Origin of the sequence: Rhizobium sp. BK529, from assembly GCF_014194105.1 — a bacterium.
GTDB lineage: Bacteria > Pseudomonadota > Alphaproteobacteria > Rhizobiales > Rhizobiaceae > Rhizobium.
On sequence record NZ_JACIAU010000005.1, the window covers coordinates 431,911 to 449,006 of the forward strand.

16 protein-coding genes and 1 pseudogene are annotated in these 17,096 nt (G+C 58.3%); 7 read left to right on the plus strand and 10 right to left on the minus strand.

The genetic code is table 11. The features are described 5' to 3' along the window. The first annotated feature begins 20 nt into the window (after nucleotides 1-20). Both FHX08_RS27300 and FHX08_RS27305 read left to right on the plus strand, forming a co-directional pair. Complete coding sequence (locus FHX08_RS27300; RefSeq protein ID WP_184327993.1) at nucleotides 21-1,532, plus strand: sugar ABC transporter ATP-binding protein; 1,512 nt, start codon at nucleotides 21-23, stop codon at nucleotides 1,530-1,532. A 23-nt stretch (nucleotides 1,533-1,555) separates the two neighbouring features. Further along, complete coding sequence (locus tag FHX08_RS27305; RefSeq protein WP_184327994.1) at nucleotides 1,556-2,497, plus strand: ABC transporter permease; 942 nt, start codon at nucleotides 1,556-1,558, stop codon at nucleotides 2,495-2,497. A 261-nt stretch (nucleotides 2,498-2,758) separates the two neighbouring features. Here the strand turns inward: FHX08_RS27305 and FHX08_RS27310 are convergent, their stop codons facing one another. Continuing rightward, nucleotides 2,759-2,959 (minus strand): helix-turn-helix domain-containing protein, encoded by a 201-nt coding sequence (locus FHX08_RS27310; RefSeq protein ID WP_184327995.1) that lies wholly within the window; start codon nucleotides 2,957-2,959, stop codon nucleotides 2,759-2,761. Nucleotides 2,960-3,088: 129 nt separating this feature from the next. Between FHX08_RS27310 and FHX08_RS27315 the strand changes: the two genes are divergently transcribed. Continuing rightward, complete coding sequence (locus tag FHX08_RS27315) at nucleotides 3,089-3,979, plus strand: LysR family transcriptional regulator (protein ID WP_184327996.1); 891 nt, start codon at nucleotides 3,089-3,091, stop codon at nucleotides 3,977-3,979. Between the two features lie 377 nt (nucleotides 3,980-4,356). On the opposite strand, the gene FHX08_RS27320 is transcribed toward FHX08_RS27315, so the two are convergent. Beyond that, nucleotides 4,357-5,334: an alpha/beta hydrolase gene (locus FHX08_RS27320; protein ID WP_246698395.1), complete on the minus strand. Its 978-nt coding sequence runs from the start codon at nucleotides 5,332-5,334 to the stop codon at nucleotides 4,357-4,359. A 283-nt stretch (nucleotides 5,335-5,617) separates the two neighbouring features. Between FHX08_RS27320 and FHX08_RS27325 the strand changes: the two genes are divergently transcribed. After that, the gene (locus FHX08_RS27325) at nucleotides 5,618-5,755 is read left to right on the plus strand and encodes a hypothetical protein (RefSeq protein ID WP_165912010.1); all 138 of its coding nucleotides are present in this window, start codon (nucleotides 5,618-5,620) and stop codon (nucleotides 5,753-5,755) included. A 49-nt stretch (nucleotides 5,756-5,804) separates the two neighbouring features. Here the strand turns inward: FHX08_RS27325 and FHX08_RS27330 are convergent. After that, nucleotides 5,805-6,416, minus strand: a pseudogene (locus FHX08_RS27330) (L,D-transpeptidase). A gap of 775 nt (nucleotides 6,417-7,191) precedes the next feature. On the opposite strand from FHX08_RS27330, the gene FHX08_RS27335 reads away from it, so the two are divergent. Further along, entirely contained in the window at nucleotides 7,192-7,401 is a 210-nt protein-coding gene (locus FHX08_RS27335; protein WP_184327997.1) for a hypothetical protein, read from the plus strand. A gap of 65 nt (nucleotides 7,402-7,466) precedes the next feature. Here FHX08_RS27335 and FHX08_RS27340 read toward each other — a convergent pair whose 3' ends face one another. Then, nucleotides 7,467-8,507 carry an AraC family transcriptional regulator gene (locus FHX08_RS27340; RefSeq protein WP_184327998.1) on the minus strand — a complete coding sequence of 347 codons (1,041 nt, stop codon included), beginning with the start codon at nucleotides 8,505-8,507 and terminating at the stop codon, nucleotides 7,467-7,469. Nucleotides 8,508-8,643: 136 nt separating this feature from the next. Here FHX08_RS27340 and FHX08_RS27345 point away from each other — a divergent pair, with 136 nt between their 5' ends. Further along, nucleotides 8,644-8,886 carry a hypothetical protein gene (locus FHX08_RS27345; RefSeq protein ID WP_184327999.1) on the plus strand — a complete coding sequence of 81 codons (243 nt, stop codon included), beginning with the start codon at nucleotides 8,644-8,646 and terminating at the stop codon, nucleotides 8,884-8,886. 677 nt (nucleotides 8,887-9,563) lie between these two features. Here FHX08_RS27345 and FHX08_RS32120 read toward each other — a convergent pair. The 4 genes from FHX08_RS32120 to FHX08_RS27365 all read right to left on the minus strand — a co-directional run bounded on the left by FHX08_RS32120 (nucleotide 9,564) and on the right by FHX08_RS27365 (nucleotide 13,570). Then, the gene (locus tag FHX08_RS32120; protein ID WP_184328000.1) at nucleotides 9,564-9,908 is read right to left on the minus strand and encodes a hypothetical protein; all 345 of its coding nucleotides are present in this window, start codon (nucleotides 9,906-9,908) and stop codon (nucleotides 9,564-9,566) included. An 861-nt stretch (nucleotides 9,909-10,769) separates the two neighbouring features. Continuing rightward, complete coding sequence (locus tag FHX08_RS27355) at nucleotides 10,770-11,156, minus strand: type II toxin-antitoxin system VapC family toxin (RefSeq protein ID WP_184328001.1); 387 nt, start codon at nucleotides 11,154-11,156, stop codon at nucleotides 10,770-10,772. Further along, the gene (locus FHX08_RS27360; protein WP_245508413.1) at nucleotides 11,156-11,428 is read right to left on the minus strand and encodes a type II toxin-antitoxin system VapB family antitoxin; all 273 of its coding nucleotides are present in this window, start codon (nucleotides 11,426-11,428) and stop codon (nucleotides 11,156-11,158) included. Before FHX08_RS27360 ends, FHX08_RS27355 begins: the two co-directional genes overlap by 1 nt. A 162-nt stretch (nucleotides 11,429-11,590) precedes the next feature. Next, nucleotides 11,591-13,570 (minus strand): AI-2E family transporter, encoded by a 1,980-nt coding sequence (locus tag FHX08_RS27365; protein ID WP_184328002.1) that lies wholly within the window; start codon nucleotides 13,568-13,570, stop codon nucleotides 11,591-11,593. Between the two features lie 383 nt (nucleotides 13,571-13,953). Here FHX08_RS27365 and FHX08_RS27370 point away from each other — a divergent pair, with 383 nt between their 5' ends. Further along, nucleotides 13,954-15,048: a GSU2403 family nucleotidyltransferase fold protein gene (locus FHX08_RS27370; protein WP_184328053.1), complete on the plus strand. Its 1,095-nt coding sequence runs from the start codon at nucleotides 13,954-13,956 to the stop codon at nucleotides 15,046-15,048. Between the two features lie 277 nt (nucleotides 15,049-15,325). On the opposite strand, the gene FHX08_RS27375 is transcribed toward FHX08_RS27370, so the two are convergent. Both FHX08_RS27375 and FHX08_RS27380 read right to left on the minus strand, forming a co-directional pair. Beyond that, nucleotides 15,326-16,045 carry an SDR family oxidoreductase gene (locus FHX08_RS27375; protein ID WP_184328003.1) on the minus strand — a complete coding sequence of 240 codons (720 nt, stop codon included), beginning with the start codon at nucleotides 16,043-16,045 and terminating at the stop codon, nucleotides 15,326-15,328. Nucleotides 16,046-16,644: 599 nt separating this feature from the next. Further along, nucleotides 16,645-17,094, minus strand: coding sequence for a carboxymuconolactone decarboxylase family protein (locus tag FHX08_RS27380; RefSeq protein ID WP_184328004.1), 450 nt, complete (start codon nucleotides 17,092-17,094; stop codon nucleotides 16,645-16,647). Nucleotides 17,095-17,096: the final 2 nt, after the last annotated feature.

Here is a 17,096-nt window from a genome sequence, read left to right on the forward strand (position 1 = left end):
CAAGCGGACGGCAAGCAGCCATGACTCTACATCTCGAACTTCGTTCGATCACCAAACGCTATCCTGGGGTCAATGCCCTGCAGGGCGTCAGCTTCATGGTCGAGCATGGCCGCACCGTAGGTCTCGTCGGCGAGAACGGTGCCGGCAAGAGCACACTGCTCGACATCATCAGCGGCGTTCAAAGCCCCGATGAAGGTGATCTCCTGCTGCATGACACGCCGCGGACGTTCCATGGTCCGGCGGGCGCTACCAGAGCCGGTATATTCCGTGTGCACCAGGAACAGGCGCTGATCCTAGTCTATCCGATCTATCAGAACCTTTTTCTGGGCCTGGAGAAACATTTCATCCGCAATGGCGTCATCCGCTTTTCCCGGATGCGGGCCCATGCGGGCTGGATTTTCGATGAGCTTGGTATTTCACTCGACCCGCGGCTCATCACCGGCATGCTGAATTTCGGCACGCGGCAGCTGGTGGAAATCGCCCGCGTTGTCGCCCAGTCCGAGATTCTCAAGATCGAGCGCCCGCTCATCCTTCTCGACGAGCCCACGGCCTCCTTGTCGGGCCCGGAGCTCCAGCTCTTCTACCGTATCGTTTCACTTCTCAAGACACGGTTCAACGCCTCGATCATCTTCATCTCACATCGGCTCGATGAGGTGCTGCACCTCTGCGACCAGATCGTTGTGCTCAAGGATGGCCAGGTCATCGATGCCGATGTCAGCGAGCCCACCGAAAAGCGGCTGCACAGCCTGATGGTCGGGCGCGAGCGCCTCACCGATTTCTATGCCACCAACAGCCAACGGACGGCCTTCGGGCCGCCGGTGCTTGAAGTGCAGGGGCTGAATGGGGACGCATTTTCGGACGTCGCGCTTTCCGTGCGCGAGGGGGAGATCGTCGGTATCGGCGGTATTGTGCAGTCCGGCAAGACGGAGCTGGGCCGGGCGATTCTCGGGGTCGAGGCCGGGCGAGGGGGCATCAAGATACTGGGCAAGGATGTTTCTGCACTTCCGGCGTCGGGCCGCATCGAGATGGGCATCGGCTACGTGCCGCTCCATAGGCATCGTGACGGCGTGATGCTGGGCCTTTCAATCCGGGATAATATCGTCTTGCCGTCACTGCGGCGATTTACGAGGTCCGGCTTCTTCTCTGTCTCCAAAGCCAGGGCCTTCGCGGCTGAGCGCATGTCCGCACTCAAGGTCAAGGCTCCAGACAGCGATGCGCTTGTCGGTTCGCTTAGCGGCGGAAACCAACAGAAAGTGTTGCTCGCAAAATGGCTTGCGCGAAGTCCGGCGCTGATGGTCATCGACAACCCCACCCGCGGCGTCGATGCGGGCGCGAAGGAAGAGATCTACCGGCTTCTGCGCGACATTACGCATGCCGGCTGTGCGGTCCTTCTGATCTCGGATGATCTCGTGGAGTTGATCGAGCTCTCCAACACCATCTACTTCATGGCAAATGGCAAACTCTCGGAAGCTGTCGCTGCCGATCCTCATAACAAGCCGAGAGAACAAGACGTCGTTTCGATGATGTTCTGATGGGGATGCAACAAGGAAATACGATGTCTAAATTCGGTGCCGTCGGCAAATTGACGCCATTCCTGGCCGCATTTGCGCTCATCATCATCTTCTCGTTCATGCACGATGCGTTTCTGACATGGCCGAATATCTGGAACATCGTGCGGCAGTCATCGGTGCTTTTGGTTGCCGCCATGGGCATTACGTTCGTCATCCTGATCGGGTCGATTGACCTGTCCGTAGGTTCAATCATGACGTTATCGGCGATATGTGCCGTCACACTTGTCCCGACGATGGGAGAGGCAGGCATCATCGTCGGGCTCCTCGTCGGTGCCCTTTGCGGCGCAATCAACGGTACCCTGAACGCCGTCCTCAAACTTCCGAGCTTTCTCGTGACCCTCGGAACCCTGTTCATATTCCAAAGCCTCGGGCTCATCATATCAGGCGGCCGCCCGTTGCCCTGGAATACACCGGTCTCCAGCATGCTGGCCGGCGGTGTGGCTTTCGGTTCGTTTCCAAAAATCGGCCTCTGGGCAATGGGCGTGCTGATGATCTGCGCCCTCGTCGCCCGATTTACGCGCTTTGGTCAATACATGTATGCCATTGGCGACAACGAGCGGACGACCAAGATGTCCGGGATCGATACGACGAGGATGAAGATCCTTGTCTTCATGGTGGCGGGGCTCATCTCGGGGCTTGCCGGCATCCTTCTTGGCATCCGGACCTTCTCGGCTTCCCCCGGCATGGGCGATCCGTTCCTCCTCGATACGATCGCTGCTGTTGTCCTTGGGGGAACCCTTCTGACAGGCGGCGTCGGCGGCCCGTTGCGCACCGTGCTCGGCGTCCTGACGATCGTGATCCTCGCAAACGGCATGACCCTGCTGCAAGTCGATCCCTTTTATCAGGTCGGTATTCGAGGTGCCGTGGTAATCTTGGCTGTACTTGTGACGACGCGACGCAGCAGACCGGACGCGGTTGTGAAATAGATGCTCCAGATCGAAGAGTGCGGACAGGCCGTGTTATCAGACTGCTAGGCCTCTCCGACGGGGTGTTCGAGAGGCCTTGTTGATCAGCCGCTTAACATGATCGGCCTGCACAGTTGATTTAGCTATTGTCCCCGAAATTTTTTCTCTCGCACACACGGACCCCGTTCCAGCATTACGCGTATGCCTCAATCCCTTTCGTGGGATCAGCGATTTGTTGATCGAGGGTCGTGGGTTCTGGTCCTTTCAAGAGCGATCAAGCCTCTAATCGGACTCGGCTGATTTCATAATGGCGTAAGGATCGGCGCCGATCGCTCTACTAACCTTCACGAACTCTGCTGGATCAAGCCGCCGTTCGCCAAGCTCAAATTTCGAAACGAAAGTTTGCCGCTGGCCGATCCGCTGGCCTAGCTCGGCTTGGGTGACGTTTGCGGCTTTTCTGGCCGAAACGAGGGCCTCGATCATCCGCCCATAAACGATTGCATGAAAAGAAGACAAGCTAGATCGCCAGTTGAAGAAAAACCAGCGACCTCAATAAACCCGCTTTCAGGATACCCCAAAATAGGGTATCAGTCATGATAGAAGGGAGAGGTCATGGAACTGCGCCAGCTATCCTACTTCGTCGCGGTGGCCGAGGAACTGCATTTTGGCAGGGCTGCAGCCAAGGTGCATATCGCCCAGCCGGCTCTGTCGAACCAGGTGATGGCGCTGGAGAAGGAACTCGGCGTACAGCTCTTCATCCGCTCGACCAGGCGGGTGGAACTGACAAGGGCAGGGGCGGCGTTCTATGAGCGCTCGGTGCGGATCTTAAGTGAGATCGATCTGTCGAGGGAGATCGCGAGGTCGGTTGGGGGTAAGACGGCGAGGAGGATTGCCATTGGCACGGTCTATCCCGCCACCATCGGCGTGCTGCCGTCCTTCCTGTCGCGCATTGGCCGCAAATATCCCGATATCCGCATGCATATCGAAAGCGGCACCACCGATGACATCATCCGCCATATCGAGGCAGGCCGCATCAACCTCGGCTTCATACGGCCGGTGGAGAATATCGGCTCGTTGCGCTTCTTCTCGATTGCCCATGAGCGCTACCTGCTGGCGGTCGCCAAAGAGAGCCCGCTGTCATTGAAGAGCGAGATCGATCTTGAGGACCTGCGCTCCGAGAAGATCATCTCGTTTTCCCGGCAGAACCTCTCCTACAGCGAGCGCTATTTTGCCGAAAAGTTCGAGGAACATGATCTGACCGACAATGTCACTTACACCTGTGACGACACCTTTTCGCTGGTGTCGCTGGTCTCGGCCGGTCTTGGCATCGGCTTCGTGCCGGAATGGACGCAGGATCTGCCGAACCGAGGCTTTGAGCTGAAGAAGGTGAGGGGGATCGATTTCAAGATCGGTCTTGGTGTCGCCTGGAACCGGGAGGATCCGACTGCCGGCCGTGACGATATCATCGATATTGCGCGGTCACTGGCAAGGCCGGGTAGGTGAGGGGAGGGCACGGCCGGTCTTTGGTTGCGGTAGGTGTGACCGGCCCTCGACGGGACATAAGGCGGAACACGATGGCGCGGAAGAGCCATGAAGCTCGCGCCAAAGGTCAGAGGCGTAGTCGGTTAATCGCGAAGCTTCAACGCATGAAAGCTCGCCTCAATGCCGGCCGGTTACGGGCAACGGTGGCAGCGGAAGATTGGCGATGGAGATAAGCGAGCTCACAGCGGAGGCCGAGGATGGACACGTCGCGGGTTTCGCTGTTTGCCAAATTTGTCTTCTCTTGGGATGCTGCACCAATCCATCGGGAGACCGAAGTGCAGGGCGGTGCACGAGCCGTGTGGATTGGCTGGCCTCTCGGAGCCCTATGGCTCCACGGCTCAATCGGCTGTTCGGATTACATCCCCGATCCATCTTCGGGCGAAGGCGTTTGCCTTCGCCGCAAGTGACGTGGGAAAGCGGTTAAAGCCGTGCGGCGCCTCGGGGACGAGGATGCACCACGAATTTCCGTTCTGCTGCACCCATCTCGCGTTCATTTCGAGGCTATCGTCGACGATGGGATCAAGCGATCCTGCGATAAACAGTGATGGCGGAAGGCCCCTGAGGTCAGCATGGAGTGGTCCGTGGCTCAACGAATTGGAAAGGGATCGGGTCAATCGCCGCAGGTTCGCAACTGCCGCCGGCGCGTCGATGACAAGACTGTCACGAGACGCCTTGTGCAGGCTTGGCGAACCTTGAAGATCGAAGCCGCCACACATCGAATAAAATCCGGCAACTTTACCGATCTTGCCGGCTGTTCGCAGATGGAGGAGCGCCTCGCATCCGAGATGGGCACCCGAGGACTCCCCGCCGATTACCACGCGGTCTACGCCGAAATCGCCAAGATGATCGACCAGCCATTCCGTGGCGCGAACGCACTGAAGAATGGTTTTATCGAGGCGATCGTCACGTGCATTCTCGAAATCGATGACAGCCACAACAACCTGGCATTCTAGAGCGATCTCCCGCGCGAGTCCGCCTTCAAAGCGCGCGTTTCCGATAACCCATGCACCACCATGGAAGTGGATGTAGAGGCCAGCCGCCTCTTGTTGTGGCGGAGCCGTGATCCGGATGTTGATCGGACCGGCTTCGGTCTCGATTGTGCGGATGCGCACCTGCCCGCGAAGGACCGCGATGTCGGGAACGCATCGTTGGCCGATTTCGATCATGCGTTGCAGCAGCCATGCGTTCCAGCGGCGATCCGTCCGATATCGCGGCAGCAAGCTCAGGATCCGGTTCAAGCGGCGGGCGAGGGCCAGATCCTTATCGAGCCAAAATGTTTCACCGGCGGCGTAGTCATGGCGCGGATCTGTAATCAATGCATTGTGACCTCACAATTCGGCATCGAGAGACGTTTCGATTGTTCGAACGCAGCGGTGAGGCACAGGTTCCTTGGCCTGAGAAGGGCCGACGAATATAAGCCGACTGTTGGAACCGAACGCTCCGGGCATCAGCGGTTGATTAGCGTTTTCGCCCATAAATCTGGATCAGCCCGTCGGCGCACCGACAAATCGCTCCCAGCCGGCGCAGTAGCCAACACGGAACCCTTCAAAGTCATGCGACGTTTAATCCCCCGCAAGACAAACAGGGATTTGAACGTTCATGCGTCTGATGATTGCCGTCGTTGCCGTCATGATAGCCTCGGTGCTCAGCATCGCGATCATGTCTCCGTCGGGGGCCGGACAGACCGGCAACGGCGCCAAGATCGAATCGAGCGTGAACGAGGCCGCGGGGAAGTGAAGCTTGATGTCAGGCCGCTTTACCTCCAGAGCCCTGATCTCCCGTCCGATCACCGCTGAACGATCACGCGGGTTCCTGGCTGCACCATCTCAAAAAGCTCCTCGACATCCTCGCGGTACATACGAAAGCATCCGCTCGATGCATTAGTGCCGATGGAGGAGGGGTCGTTCGTTCCATGGATGCGGAGCAGCCCGTCGGCAAGGTAGATAGCGCGGGTTCCGAGCGGATTTGCAGGACCGGGTTTCACAACTTCTGGGAGCCTTGGGTTCTTCTTGCGCATGTTGGCAGTCGGTCGCCATTCAGGGTGCATACGCTTGGATACCACCCGCGTTATTCCGTACCACTGTTTGCCTTCACGGCCGACGGCGATGGCTTATACGAACTGCTCTCCGCTTGCAGTCGTGTAGACAAGCGTGTGCTCACGCGTAGCGATCACTATGGTTCCCTCTGTGCGTCGCTCGAACGGTCGCCTGCGATCATACAGGGGTTCTCGATAGCGAGGGGCGGCGTCGTAATGAGGCGGAGGCGGATACGGGCTGTACGGATCATCACTGTAATAGCCGTCATATTCGTCCGTCCCATCATACGGCGCGTAAACCTGAGCTTCGACTTGGAAGACAGTCACCAAAAAGGCCGCAGCAAGGAGAACCAACAATCTCATTCTATGCATCCGCTTCTCATGCAAGCGGTATTGGGCCGAAATCTATGGCGGCACTATGACGGATTGGATACCCGGCTCGAGCGAGGACCGAGGCGCTTCGGGGCAACGAAGTCGCCGAGCCAGTCAATTTCGCAACGGCCACGAGACGGCCTGGCGGTGCTGGTCAGAACGAACTGCACAAGGGTTGGATTTCAATCCGGACGACCCCATTGCGATCGATGTGAATATCTGACCTATGCAGTCAAGGGCTGGACTCTTCGGTCACGCGTGCGCACGTTAGAATGCCTAGCGATATCAAGCCGCGCATGTAGCTTCACGCTGGCATGGGGCGGCGCAGAGTATGATATCGAACAAACCTGAGTACGAACAACTTCGTCTGACGCTCGGAAGCCTTCGAGCTGGTGGGTCACGAACGCCGAAGGCAAAATCGTGAGAAGGTGAGCTCGCCGGCTCGGCGCGAGCAGTGAAGGCAAAGCTGCAATGTGGCTCACTCAATTTCGGTGACTGCCGCGCAACGAGGCCATGTCAGTGTTCATCCCGGCGGAGCGGCCTTGATGATCTGGGAGTTCGGTTGCGAACGTGTGCTGGAGATGCACCGCGTTGACCGCGAATTTTTCGGCTTTGACTGGCAGGTGCAAGGTAGTATCGAGCGATCAAAGCAATTGTTGGCGCGCGGGTAGCAGCAGGTCTTAGAAATTCGAGCGAAAAATTGCTCTCCTCGTTGAAGTCCACCAGTTTCCGCTACTTTCCATGGAAATCGGTATGGGGAAGATCAATGGTCCACGGTTCGTTGGCGAGTAGACCTTTCATTGCTCCGCAGTTCCAAGCGATCGTCCAGGAGAGGCTGCGGGCGTGGTGCGAGGAAAACGGCTTTGCGGAAACCAGCTGGCAGGCGAATGACGCTGTCACGCGCATGATCTCGCTTCTTGAGGGATGCGGACATGAGGAAGCCTCATTTCGCGAGCTGATGGCGACGTTCAAATAAGGCCGTCGAGACGCAACCTCGACCACCGTGGCGCCGTCTTTGTCCGTGGCGGCTACGTTCTTTCTTCACCCGAACCTTAGGGACCGACGCCACTCCATCGGACTTTTCCCCACCCAGCGCTTGCAGGCATGGCTCAGTGAGGTGGGCTGACCGAATCCTAACAACCACGCGATCTGGCTGATTGGAACGCCTTGCTCGAGATAGCTCAACATGAGCTCTCTTCGCATTTCATCCAGGACCCTCGTGAAACTAAGTCCTTCGTCCGAGAGCCGCCGAGCGAACGTGCGTTCCGTCAAGCCGAGCTTATCGGCAACCGCGGCAGCGTTTGCTTCAGCATGTGGAAGGAGTGGTGCGATGGCATTCTCGACCATGCTGCGGAAGGTGCCGCGCTTCCGGTCCCGCCTCTCCAAAGCCTCATCACACGTACTCTTCATAAGCGCGCTCAGGTAAGGATCGGACGTTACTAAGCGAAGGTTTGCCATGCTTTCGGGAAACCGCAATTGATCTGCTTTGGCGTTGAAGGTCACGTCGCATCCAAACAGTTGCCGAATGAGGCGCATATCTCCGCTGCGGTGGTGGGCAAAACGAACCTCGCTGGGCGCAAGATGGCTTCCCGCCAGATGACGGCATAGCCTGAGTAGAGAATAAGACATCAACTCCATCTGATGGCGGTCGCGGTGACGCTCCACCCCAGAATACACAAGCTCGATCGAACATCCTCCGGCACCGTTCAGTGCCATCAGTATACTCTCATTGCCGATCCGAGAGTAGCGCGAGACACGCCTCAGAGCATCACCAAGGCTCGCCGAAGAGGCCGCCACATAATATAGAAGTCCAAGCTCTCGAAGATCGAAACCGCGGGCGAGGGTGAGCCCGATCCACATATCCCCAGTTACCTGAGATGCGAGGTCGAGCAACCTTACCTGTGAAGAAGCATTGACCCGCTGCCGTTCCACGACTGCTCGTTCAGGAACGCCAGCCTCTCGAAGAAGCGGTGCTGGGTCTATGCCTTGCTGCTCTAGGAGGATGACGATCAGCCTCGCCGTGAGACCGCTCGCTGTGGGAAGCCCGATCAAACCTGATGCGTGAGATCCAGAGTTCTTCATCGAGCCGCTCAGAAAGTTCTTGTACGGATTCTAATCAAGTGGCGGCCAGAAGCAAGTTTTTGACCGCCTACGGTATGACACGAGGCCGCGGGCGTCGATATATGACAATATTCTAACGTTGAAGGGGCTTGCCAAATTGAGGATCGAAGATGACACCTATTCAAATCAGCTCGAAGAAGTCGTGACAGCGATGCTCGCGGGGCTCATAGCTGTTGCCGAAGCTCGCGGCCAAACTGCCGACTGGTATCGGGAACAGGCGCGGAACAGGCTTTGCGAAGTTGATCGTATCGCCACCAACGAGGCGGTGCGCAGAATGCTCTTCTTCGCGACTGAACTCGCGTGCCACTTAGCGCGAATGAGTGCTGCGGGATCAACCTGAGCGCTTTACGACACCGCAAGCGGAGTGTCTGCGCTGAAGGGATCCCAATCATCTTGCGAACAATGGCAGCGTGCGATACGTCATCAACATAAAGGGCCTGGCTGGTGTAGTCGTCGGCGAATTGATGACCGATCTGTCGAGCTTGGGAACCCGCTTCGTCACGGATCGTCCATACGAGCCCGCTCTTGGCGGCCTCGTTGAAAAACACTTGTGCTTGGGTTGCGGCGATGCTCATCAGGAGAGGCCCCGTAAACAACGTCTGCCATGTGCAGGGTCTACCGCCTCGCAGGCTCTAACAACAGTGCCGCCTGCAACCCACCGCCCCAACATCATCGGTGCCGGCCCCGCTTTCACCAGGAGGCGATCGGAAGTAATCGCTGTGTTACTCTTGCGAGCGGAGCCGACCCGCAAATATGAGCGAGACTCGGCTACTTGGACAAGTCGCCAATCAGGCTTAACCCCACCGCTCACTATCGGGCAGCACGGCGTCATCCTGCCGCGCGAGCTTCAAAGTGCGACGAAAGCCAACCGCTGATTTTTCTCGCCCGTGTGCATGTGCCGCAACGACAGAGCGTGCGGAAGGTTAAGAACGGTTTGACGACTGACGATCTCCACGCCTTCTCGACGACAAAGCCGAACGCCCTCGTAAATCTGTTCCATAAGAAGCGATGCCGGTCCTATTGCTGAGGCAAGAGGACGTCGACGTCTGGATGCGGGCGCCACGGGAAGAAGCGAAGGCGCTTGCCGCCCTTGCCTAATGGCGCAAGGATGGTGACGTTGCGAAAGGCGTGCGGATGGAGCATCGTCGCAAGGAGCGGTGAGGCGGCGCAGCCAAGCCCGCTGTGACGATCCAGGCTAAAGGAGAAAGCCTTGTCGTTTCGAGACATTCGAAGCGCCTCGACAGCTGCGTTGGCCTCCATCATCAACGGTTGGTTGTCCGGAACCTCGATCAGCGAGACCAGCACCTCTTCGGGCTTCCATCCCGCGCCAATGGTGCGATCGACAAGATCATGAAACTCCATTTGCAAGGCATCCTGGGATAAAATTCCGAGCCCCGAAAGGCAGCTGCCGAGTCCGTTACTACGTCGACAGAGGTAAGGAGGGCGGGACCGCACGGTTGAGCTGCGAGCGGAGATTCAGGGGAGGTTCCAACCGCGCGATCCCGACGTCTCAACCGACAGCACGTCCTTTTGTTCCCACCCTCTTTGAGAACGAACTCGGAGTGCAGCTCTTCATCCGCTCGACACGGCCGGGTGGGAGATCGTCCGCTCGGTTGCGGGTAAGACAGCGAGGAGGATTGCAGTCGGAGACCCGACCTCCTCTCGCGACGCCATCATCGATACGGCGAGATCATTGGCCCCGCCGGGCAGGTGAGCGGCGGTGGCCGAGATTTGGCTTACCTAATAGCACAAGGTCCGCAGCATTCCAGCGTAGTTCGGCTTTTTGGTGCAATCTTGAACTTTCTTCGACGCGCTGCGGTTTTCTTTGACGCCGCCCTTAGCTGCGATATGGTGCGCATCATTCGTCGAAGACTCATTCGGCGTAGAACACCCGGTCGAACAGAATACAAGCACGCTCACGCCTAACACCGCGAAGGCCTTCATCGTTAGCTCCATCATCTGCCGTGTCAGTCATCGTCACTTCAAGAGCGCAATCAGATTTCCCCGGCGCCAACCCGAGGAGATACAGCATGGTATGAGCATTGTTAGCACGTCGGCCGCAATGTCGACATAGGCTGTGATTCGCCTCCGCCTGATCCGACAGTCGGAACGCGCTCCGAAAGCAAATTCTTTGCCGTCGTTTGCCTTAAAGACTCGAATTTCGGAACAGAGAGGCGACGATATCCGACAGGTCATCGTCGGCGTTGGTGTCACGGGGCACCATTACGCCGCCCGGATATCGGTTTGGGAAAAGTCGTTGCCGACAAACAGCAGCGGTTCGTCGGCCCGTTTTGCCAGGGCGTAGGAAAGGCAATCGGTAAAGTTCAAAGCCGCCTTATGGCGGCCCTTGCCGTAGGCAAACCAGGCTTGCGTCGCCAGATCGACGAGATCCGCATCGACCGGAATGGTATCCGCCTCGATTTTGCTGAGCCACAGATCGATTTCGGCCAGCGCATGTTCGCCGCGCCGACTGACCATGACCATGCGTGCCTCGAGTACGCAGGTGGCGGGAACCAGGCGGATCCGGTCGGCGACGAGGGCTCGCTCCAGCCGCACCGCCTCGGGCTCATTGCGCAGGATCGCGACGATGGCGGAGGTGTCGATCGCCATCAGTTCGGAATTCCATGCTCGTCGTAGCCGATAATCTCTTCATCACTTCGGTTGTCCAGCTCGGGCAGTCGACCCACTCGCTCCCGAATTGCGCGCAACTCATCGAGCAGCCGCTCCTGCGCCACATCGCCGTAGCCCAGGCGCCGCAGACGTTCGCTCAATGCCTCATGAATGGCGGCCGTTTTGCTGATCCCCTGGCGGCGCGCCAGTTCGTCGGCAAGCGCGACGGTTGCTGGGTTTTTGGATGTTGAGAGACACAAGAAAGAATCCACTAATCTACCTTCTGGCTAATCTCTACCCCAACAGGAACCTCTGTCAAATACAAGGGATGTCCTTTACCGGGGAACAAAAGAGGACGTGATCGTTCGGCAACATGACGTCCTAGTTTCAGGGCGGTCTAAACAACGTTCGTGGTAGAGCCAGCAAATCGCCACCTATGCCTCGGCGCCTTTTGAGACGGAGGCAGCCTTTCCCGCGGTGCGTCGAGTGCGGATCTGGATCTTCCGGGGGTGTGCCAACAACGAAGGCGCCTCGCCGGAAAGGGCCTCACGAGCAGCGTCGGTCAAAGTGGAGGCCGTAAAGTCCGCTTCCGCTAGCGCGAGCAATGGCCGTCCGTCCGCACTGTCGGACCACAGCACGGCCCCCACCCGCGCGGAAGGATACATTCGCTTGAAGCGGCGCACGAGTATGGCGGCATGCTTGGCGGAGTCTTCGTTCAGGAAGCAGACAACAATGGCGTTGGCTCCTTTTGGAGTGACGTCACGGCTTCTGCGATTGGCGATATCGGAGTGCCTTGCAGCCACGACTGCCGCTCCTTGCACCTGAAGAACCTGAGCGAGCATCGCCGCAGAGGCGTCATCAAGAGGGCCTCTACCGCCGATACAGACCACGGTCTTGCCGGCGCCATCCGGCAATTCCTCTACTTCCTGGCTATTTTCCTCCTCGCCAGGAGTCATAGAGATCTCGACGGTGGTGTTGCTTCCTTCCTGCTCTTCCTCTTCCTCTTCCTCTTCCTCCTGAGCGATATCCTCGAGGTTCGAGACCAGCACCGTGGCAGTTTCGTATACCTGCTCCATCTGCTCGGGCGTGAGCACACCTCTCCTTCGGTCCTGTTCAGCCAGCAGAAGCGCCGGAATAGCGACGCTGCCGTAGTAGTCCTCCAGATAGTCTTCTTCGAGCATCTCCTCAGCCTGGTCAGTCGCCTCGTCGGGATCTCCGGCCAAGAGCCGCTGGTAAAGCCGTTCCTTGGGATCCAGCACCGGTTCGCTCCCGAACAGGATTTCGAGGAACTCGAACTGCGGAACATAACGGCCAAGCACTGCAAGGCACACCGTCAGCGGCGTCGACAGGATAAGGCCTACGGGTCCCCAGAGCCATGCCCAAAAGATCGCCGCGACGATAATGGCCAGTGGAGAAAGCCCGGTGCGAGAACCATAGAGCCATGGTTCGACGATGTTGTTGCTGATCAGCTCCAGCACGATGAAGATCGCAGCGACCCAGAGAACGAGGCTCCAGCCCGGATCGACCGCGAAAGCCAGAAAGAGCGGCAGCACCGTCGCTATGACAGGGCCGATGTAGGGAACAAACCGAAGTACGATCGCCAGCATTCCCCACAGCACGGCATTGGGGATGCCGACCGCCCACAAGCCGACGGCCAAGGGCACGCCATAGGCACAGTTCACGACCAACTGCATCAGGAGATAGACGGCAACGCGGCTGCCGGCCTCCTGGAGCGCCTCCGTCGTCCGATGGAGGTCTCCGTAACCGACCAGCCGGATAAATCGGTCCCGGAGGTCCTCCCTCTCCAGAAGCATGAATATGACGACCACCACGACAAGGCCGAGTGAAGCGATCGGGCCAAGGAGCGGACTGATGAGACTTGTGAGCGTTTCAATCGGGCGGCTAGGGGCGAATATCTCGACGAGCAGAGGCTCTCTCGGGGCCGCACCTGGAGCAGCCTGATTCTGCCCGGCATTGTCAATTTCCCGCCCGACGCTTTCGACGACCGAGGTCAGACGCTTCACAATGCCATTGTCGGTTCCGCTCTCCTGGAGGGCCCTGATCTTTCCGATAATGTTGTCCTGATAGGTTGAAAGATCTTGGGCCACTTCTGCAACCTGCCAGGCCACGACCAGCGCGAAGAGAACGAGGATAAAGGACGCAAGCACAACGGTGGTTACGACCGCAAGAATGCGAGGAAGGCCAAGTTTACGAAGCCGGGATGAGATCGGCGACAGAGCGAAGGTCAACAGCACTGCGATCGCCAATGGGAGCAGCACCTCCTTCGCAAAATAGAGAATAGCGACAACCGCGAGCATGGTCGCAAAGGCGGGCATGCGGGAGGGGGACACTGATGAAATAGAATAGAGGCGACGAGAGCCGCCGACGTCGTCTTTCAAACCCGCCTCCGTCATCAGAATGTCGGTCGAAGAAGGCTAAAGGGAGATGTTCCTCAGTCTTGTGCAGGTAGCGCGCAGGCCGGACTTGGCAACGGTGGGGGCTTCCCACGGTCTGTTGACAAACTGCGGCCATAGAACGGTTATGATCTGATGTATCGCCCGCATGATGTCTCGGCCGATCCAACACCGAGCACGTGCGGTCCGCCCCTTCAGACGACAGATGATTAGCGATTGTCAAGTCAAGGTCTCGCGCGATTCTGGTAATGCCGGTTTGTCTTGCGTCCTGCCGGAAGGCGCGTGCCAAAGGCGGAATTCGGATGCGCCTTTCCAATCTTGCGACCTATCCTCTCGACCGTTATACTGTTCTTGAAAAACAGTATAACGCCGAGTCAAGGCTAATGAAGTCCATCGACCTCATGTATCAGACGATGCTCGCCGAGCTCGGTCAGCGCTCGCTAGACGCCGCGTGGACGGCCGATTTTCCTCCGGAGGGTCGGTTCACCCCGGCCAACATCAAGGGCCGCAAGTATTGGTACTTCGACATCCCAGACGGGCATGGTGGTACTAAACGCCGTTACGTCGGTCCAGCTGAAGACCCGGACATCGCGCAGCGCGTAGCTGATCATAAGCGGGACAAGGACGATCTACGCGCTCGCAGGCGCCTGGTAAATACGCTTACCCGCGAAGGCGGGATGATCGCCCCTGACGCCATGACGGGCGACATCGTCGAGGCACTTGCCGGCGGAGGTCTTTTTCGGCTCCGCGCTGTTCTCATCGGCACGGTCGCCTTTCAGTGCTACTCAGGCCTCCTGGGTGTCCGCCTTCCCATGGCTGCAATCCTGACTGGCGATGCGGACATCGCCCAGGACTATGCCATCAGTCGAGAGGTTGAAGACAGCCTGCCCCCAATCGTTGAGCTGCTACAGGGCGTCGACGCCAGTTTCCGGCCCGTTCCGCATCGATCCGGGTCCGCGGCCTCGTCGGCGTTTCAGAATGCCGATGGCTACCGCGTTGAATTTCTGACGTCGAACCGTGGTTCGGATGACTATATCGACCAGCCGGCGGAGATGCCTGCCCTTGGTGGCGCCAGCGCGGATCCATTGCGCTTTCTCGACTTCCTCATAAGGGAACCCGTCAGGACAATGCTACTCCACCGAAGCGGTGTCCCGGTCGTCGTCCCTGATCCGTCCCGGTACGCGATCCATAAGCTCATAGTCGCCAGCCGCCGACACACTGACGCGCAGGGATTGGCGAAGCGCGAGAAGGACGTTCGTCAAGCTGCGCTGCTCTTTGAAGCGCTGCAGCAGACAAGGCGATCTGCCGACCTGGCGCTCGTCTACAATGAAGCGTGGGAGCGCGGGCCGGCGTGGCAAGAAGGTATTAGAACCGGGGCGGGGATGCTGTCGGCACAAGACGCCAATCTGTTCAAGATGGTCCTGGTCGAGGGCGCAAAAAAGAACCGCGAAGAAATTGACCTTCCGGTCAGAGAATAGGAAGAGTTGCTGCCGAGGGTTGTTTTAGACAGGCTGCATTCTTACCGCAGAGGCGGAAGCGGATCTGCGTTCGGTCATTCCCACGCACGTGCGCAACGGAGTGCCGCCCAGGTGTGTCGCTAGGTCTCGGCATTGGAACGAGGATCGCAAACCTTGCCGAGGGCAGAGGTCCTTTCAAGGACATGAGCGCGTTTTATCCGTTTTACGGATGGCGCGAAGGCTGTTGGGAAGGCGAGAAAGCTAAAGTTTCTTTCTTGACCGAAAAGCATGCAGTGCTTCAGGTCGCGCTTCTCCCGACAGATCCACCGCCGTCTACGAACAGGATCTGTCCGGTGATGAACCCCGCGTCTTCAGACAGCAGGAAGGCTATGGCGGCTGCGATTTCTTCCGGCCTGCCGAGGCGACCCATTGGAATCATCGAGAGGAACTGTTTCTCGGCGGAACTCCCAGTGGGCGTGTTGCGGCGGAACATTTCGGTTTCGACGGGCCCGGGTGCAACTGCATTAACGGTGATGCCACTGATTGCGAGTTCCATAGCCCAGGTGCGTGTCAAACTATTCACTGCGGCCTTCGCCGCGGCATAGCCGCTTCGTAGGGGGGTCCCGGTCGTCACCATGCTGCTAACGTTTACGATCCGGCCCCAGCCTTTCGTCTTCATTGCCGGCAGAAGAGCCTGCACGGTCTGGATTGTAGGATGCAGGTTGACACGAAGCATGTCCTCCAGATCATGAAGGTCGATTTCACCCACCGCGTGAAGGCGCGCCAATCCGACATTGTTGACTACGCCATCGAAGGAGTAGAGGCCTGCAAGTTCCCTGAATGCCTCCTCCGACGCCTGGGAATCATTGAGATCGAGCGAAACCAGCGTGCCAGGAAAGTCGGGTTCCTTTGTGCGGGCGATGCCGACCACATGATGGCCCGCCGCAGCGAGGCGATTCGAAAGTGCGCGACCGATGCCCTTGCTTGCACCCGTCACCAGAAAATTGCGTTCAGTCATATTTGCACCCGTCATCTTAGAATGTCATGTCCTTGCGGAGCCGTTAAAGGATACGCTTGATCGGTGCGCCGATGCTGCGAATAACTCATGCGGAGGGTGACGAGGTTCCGGAGCCGCGGCAGATCCCGGTATCGATGTCCGCCCCGATGTCTGCTCGCGCCGGAATCCGCGGGAGGCAGTTGATGCCTCTTGCTCAGCGTTGACGCTTCTGCCTCATGCTCCAGGAAACATTTCAGTGTCCCCAGTACAAGTTGCAAATGACCAAGCATATTTCGGCTCGATTGACCTGCGGATCCTTTGCGGCCAGGAAATCATCATTGAAGGGGCCAAAGGTGGTTTCCGGTCTGTGCTTCATGCCCTGGTAGAACGCGTCGATGATCTCGTCTTTGAAGTTGGCTTCACGAAAACCTCCGCCTTTCCCGGTCATAGCTCCCCAAAATAGACACCACATGAATGGTGAAAGAACAGCTCGCTGTCCGTGTCGCGTATGAGCTGCGTCACATTCCCTGCGAGCTGCTGTCAGGCATGCCGGTTCCGGCTATCTCCAGGGGTCATGGAACACTCCATTCGCGGTCGATTGGACTGGCCTTCGGTCCGGCTTAACGCGCTGCCTGTGGCGTATTGCGGAAGCTGATGGCCATACGATTATAGCTATTCATAAGGCTGATCGCGATTGTGAGGTCGACAAGCTGCTTTTCATTGAAGACCTTGCGCGCCGCTTGATAAGCAACGTCTGGGACGCCTGTTTGCGCGACCAGGGTAACGCTCTCCGCCCATGCGAGAGCTGCACGCTCCATCTCGGAGAAGAGGCTGCCGCCCTCTTCCCACGCCTGCAGGAGAGCCAGCTTCTCAGCGCTGACGCCTCGCTTGACAAGCTCGCGGGTGTGCATGTCTAGGCAATAGGCGCAGTTGTTGATCTGCGATACGCGTAGGTAGACGAGGTCGACGAGTTCTCCCGGCAGGCCGCTCTGGGTGACGTAGCCATAGACCCCGCCAAGTGCCTTCGCGCCATTCGGCGCGACCTGGTTGTAATCAAGCCTTTGTGTCATGT

Coding starts and splice junctions, on each gene's coding strand:
- FHX08_RS27305 (WP_184327994.1), top strand. CDS start 1,556: ATGTCTAAATTCGGTGCCGTCGGCAAATTGACGCCATTCCTGGCCGCA.
- FHX08_RS27335 (WP_184327997.1), top strand. CDS start 7,192: ATGGTCCACGGTTCGTTGGCGAGTAGACCTTTCATTGCTCCGCAGTTC.
- FHX08_RS27355 (WP_184328001.1), bottom strand. CDS start 11,156: ATGGCGATCGACACCTCCGCCATCGTCGCGATCCTGCGCAATGAGCCC.
- FHX08_RS27375 (WP_184328003.1), bottom strand. CDS start 16,045: ATGACTGAACGCAATTTTCTGGTGACGGGTGCAAGCAAGGGCATCGGT.
- FHX08_RS32120 (WP_184328000.1), bottom strand. CDS start 9,908: ATGGAGTTTCATGATCTTGTCGATCGCACCATTGGCGCGGGATGGAAG.
- FHX08_RS27325 (WP_165912010.1), top strand. CDS start 5,618: ATGCGTCTGATGATTGCCGTCGTTGCCGTCATGATAGCCTCGGTGCTC.
- FHX08_RS27370 (WP_184328053.1), top strand. CDS start 13,954: ATGAAGTCCATCGACCTCATGTATCAGACGATGCTCGCCGAGCTCGGT.
- FHX08_RS27300 (WP_184327993.1), top strand. CDS start 21: ATGACTCTACATCTCGAACTTCGTTCGATCACCAAACGCTATCCTGGG.
- FHX08_RS27365 (WP_184328002.1), bottom strand. CDS start 13,570: ATGACGGAGGCGGGTTTGAAAGACGACGTCGGCGGCTCTCGTCGCCTC.
- FHX08_RS27380 (WP_184328004.1), bottom strand. CDS start 17,094: ATGACACAAAGGCTTGATTACAACCAGGTCGCGCCGAATGGCGCGAAG.
- FHX08_RS27310 (WP_184327995.1), bottom strand. CDS start 2,959: ATGATCGAGGCCCTCGTTTCGGCCAGAAAAGCCGCAAACGTCACCCAA.
- FHX08_RS27315 (WP_184327996.1), top strand. CDS start 3,089: ATGGAACTGCGCCAGCTATCCTACTTCGTCGCGGTGGCCGAGGAACTG.
- FHX08_RS27340 (WP_184327998.1), bottom strand. CDS start 8,507: ATGAAGAACTCTGGATCTCACGCATCAGGTTTGATCGGGCTTCCCACA.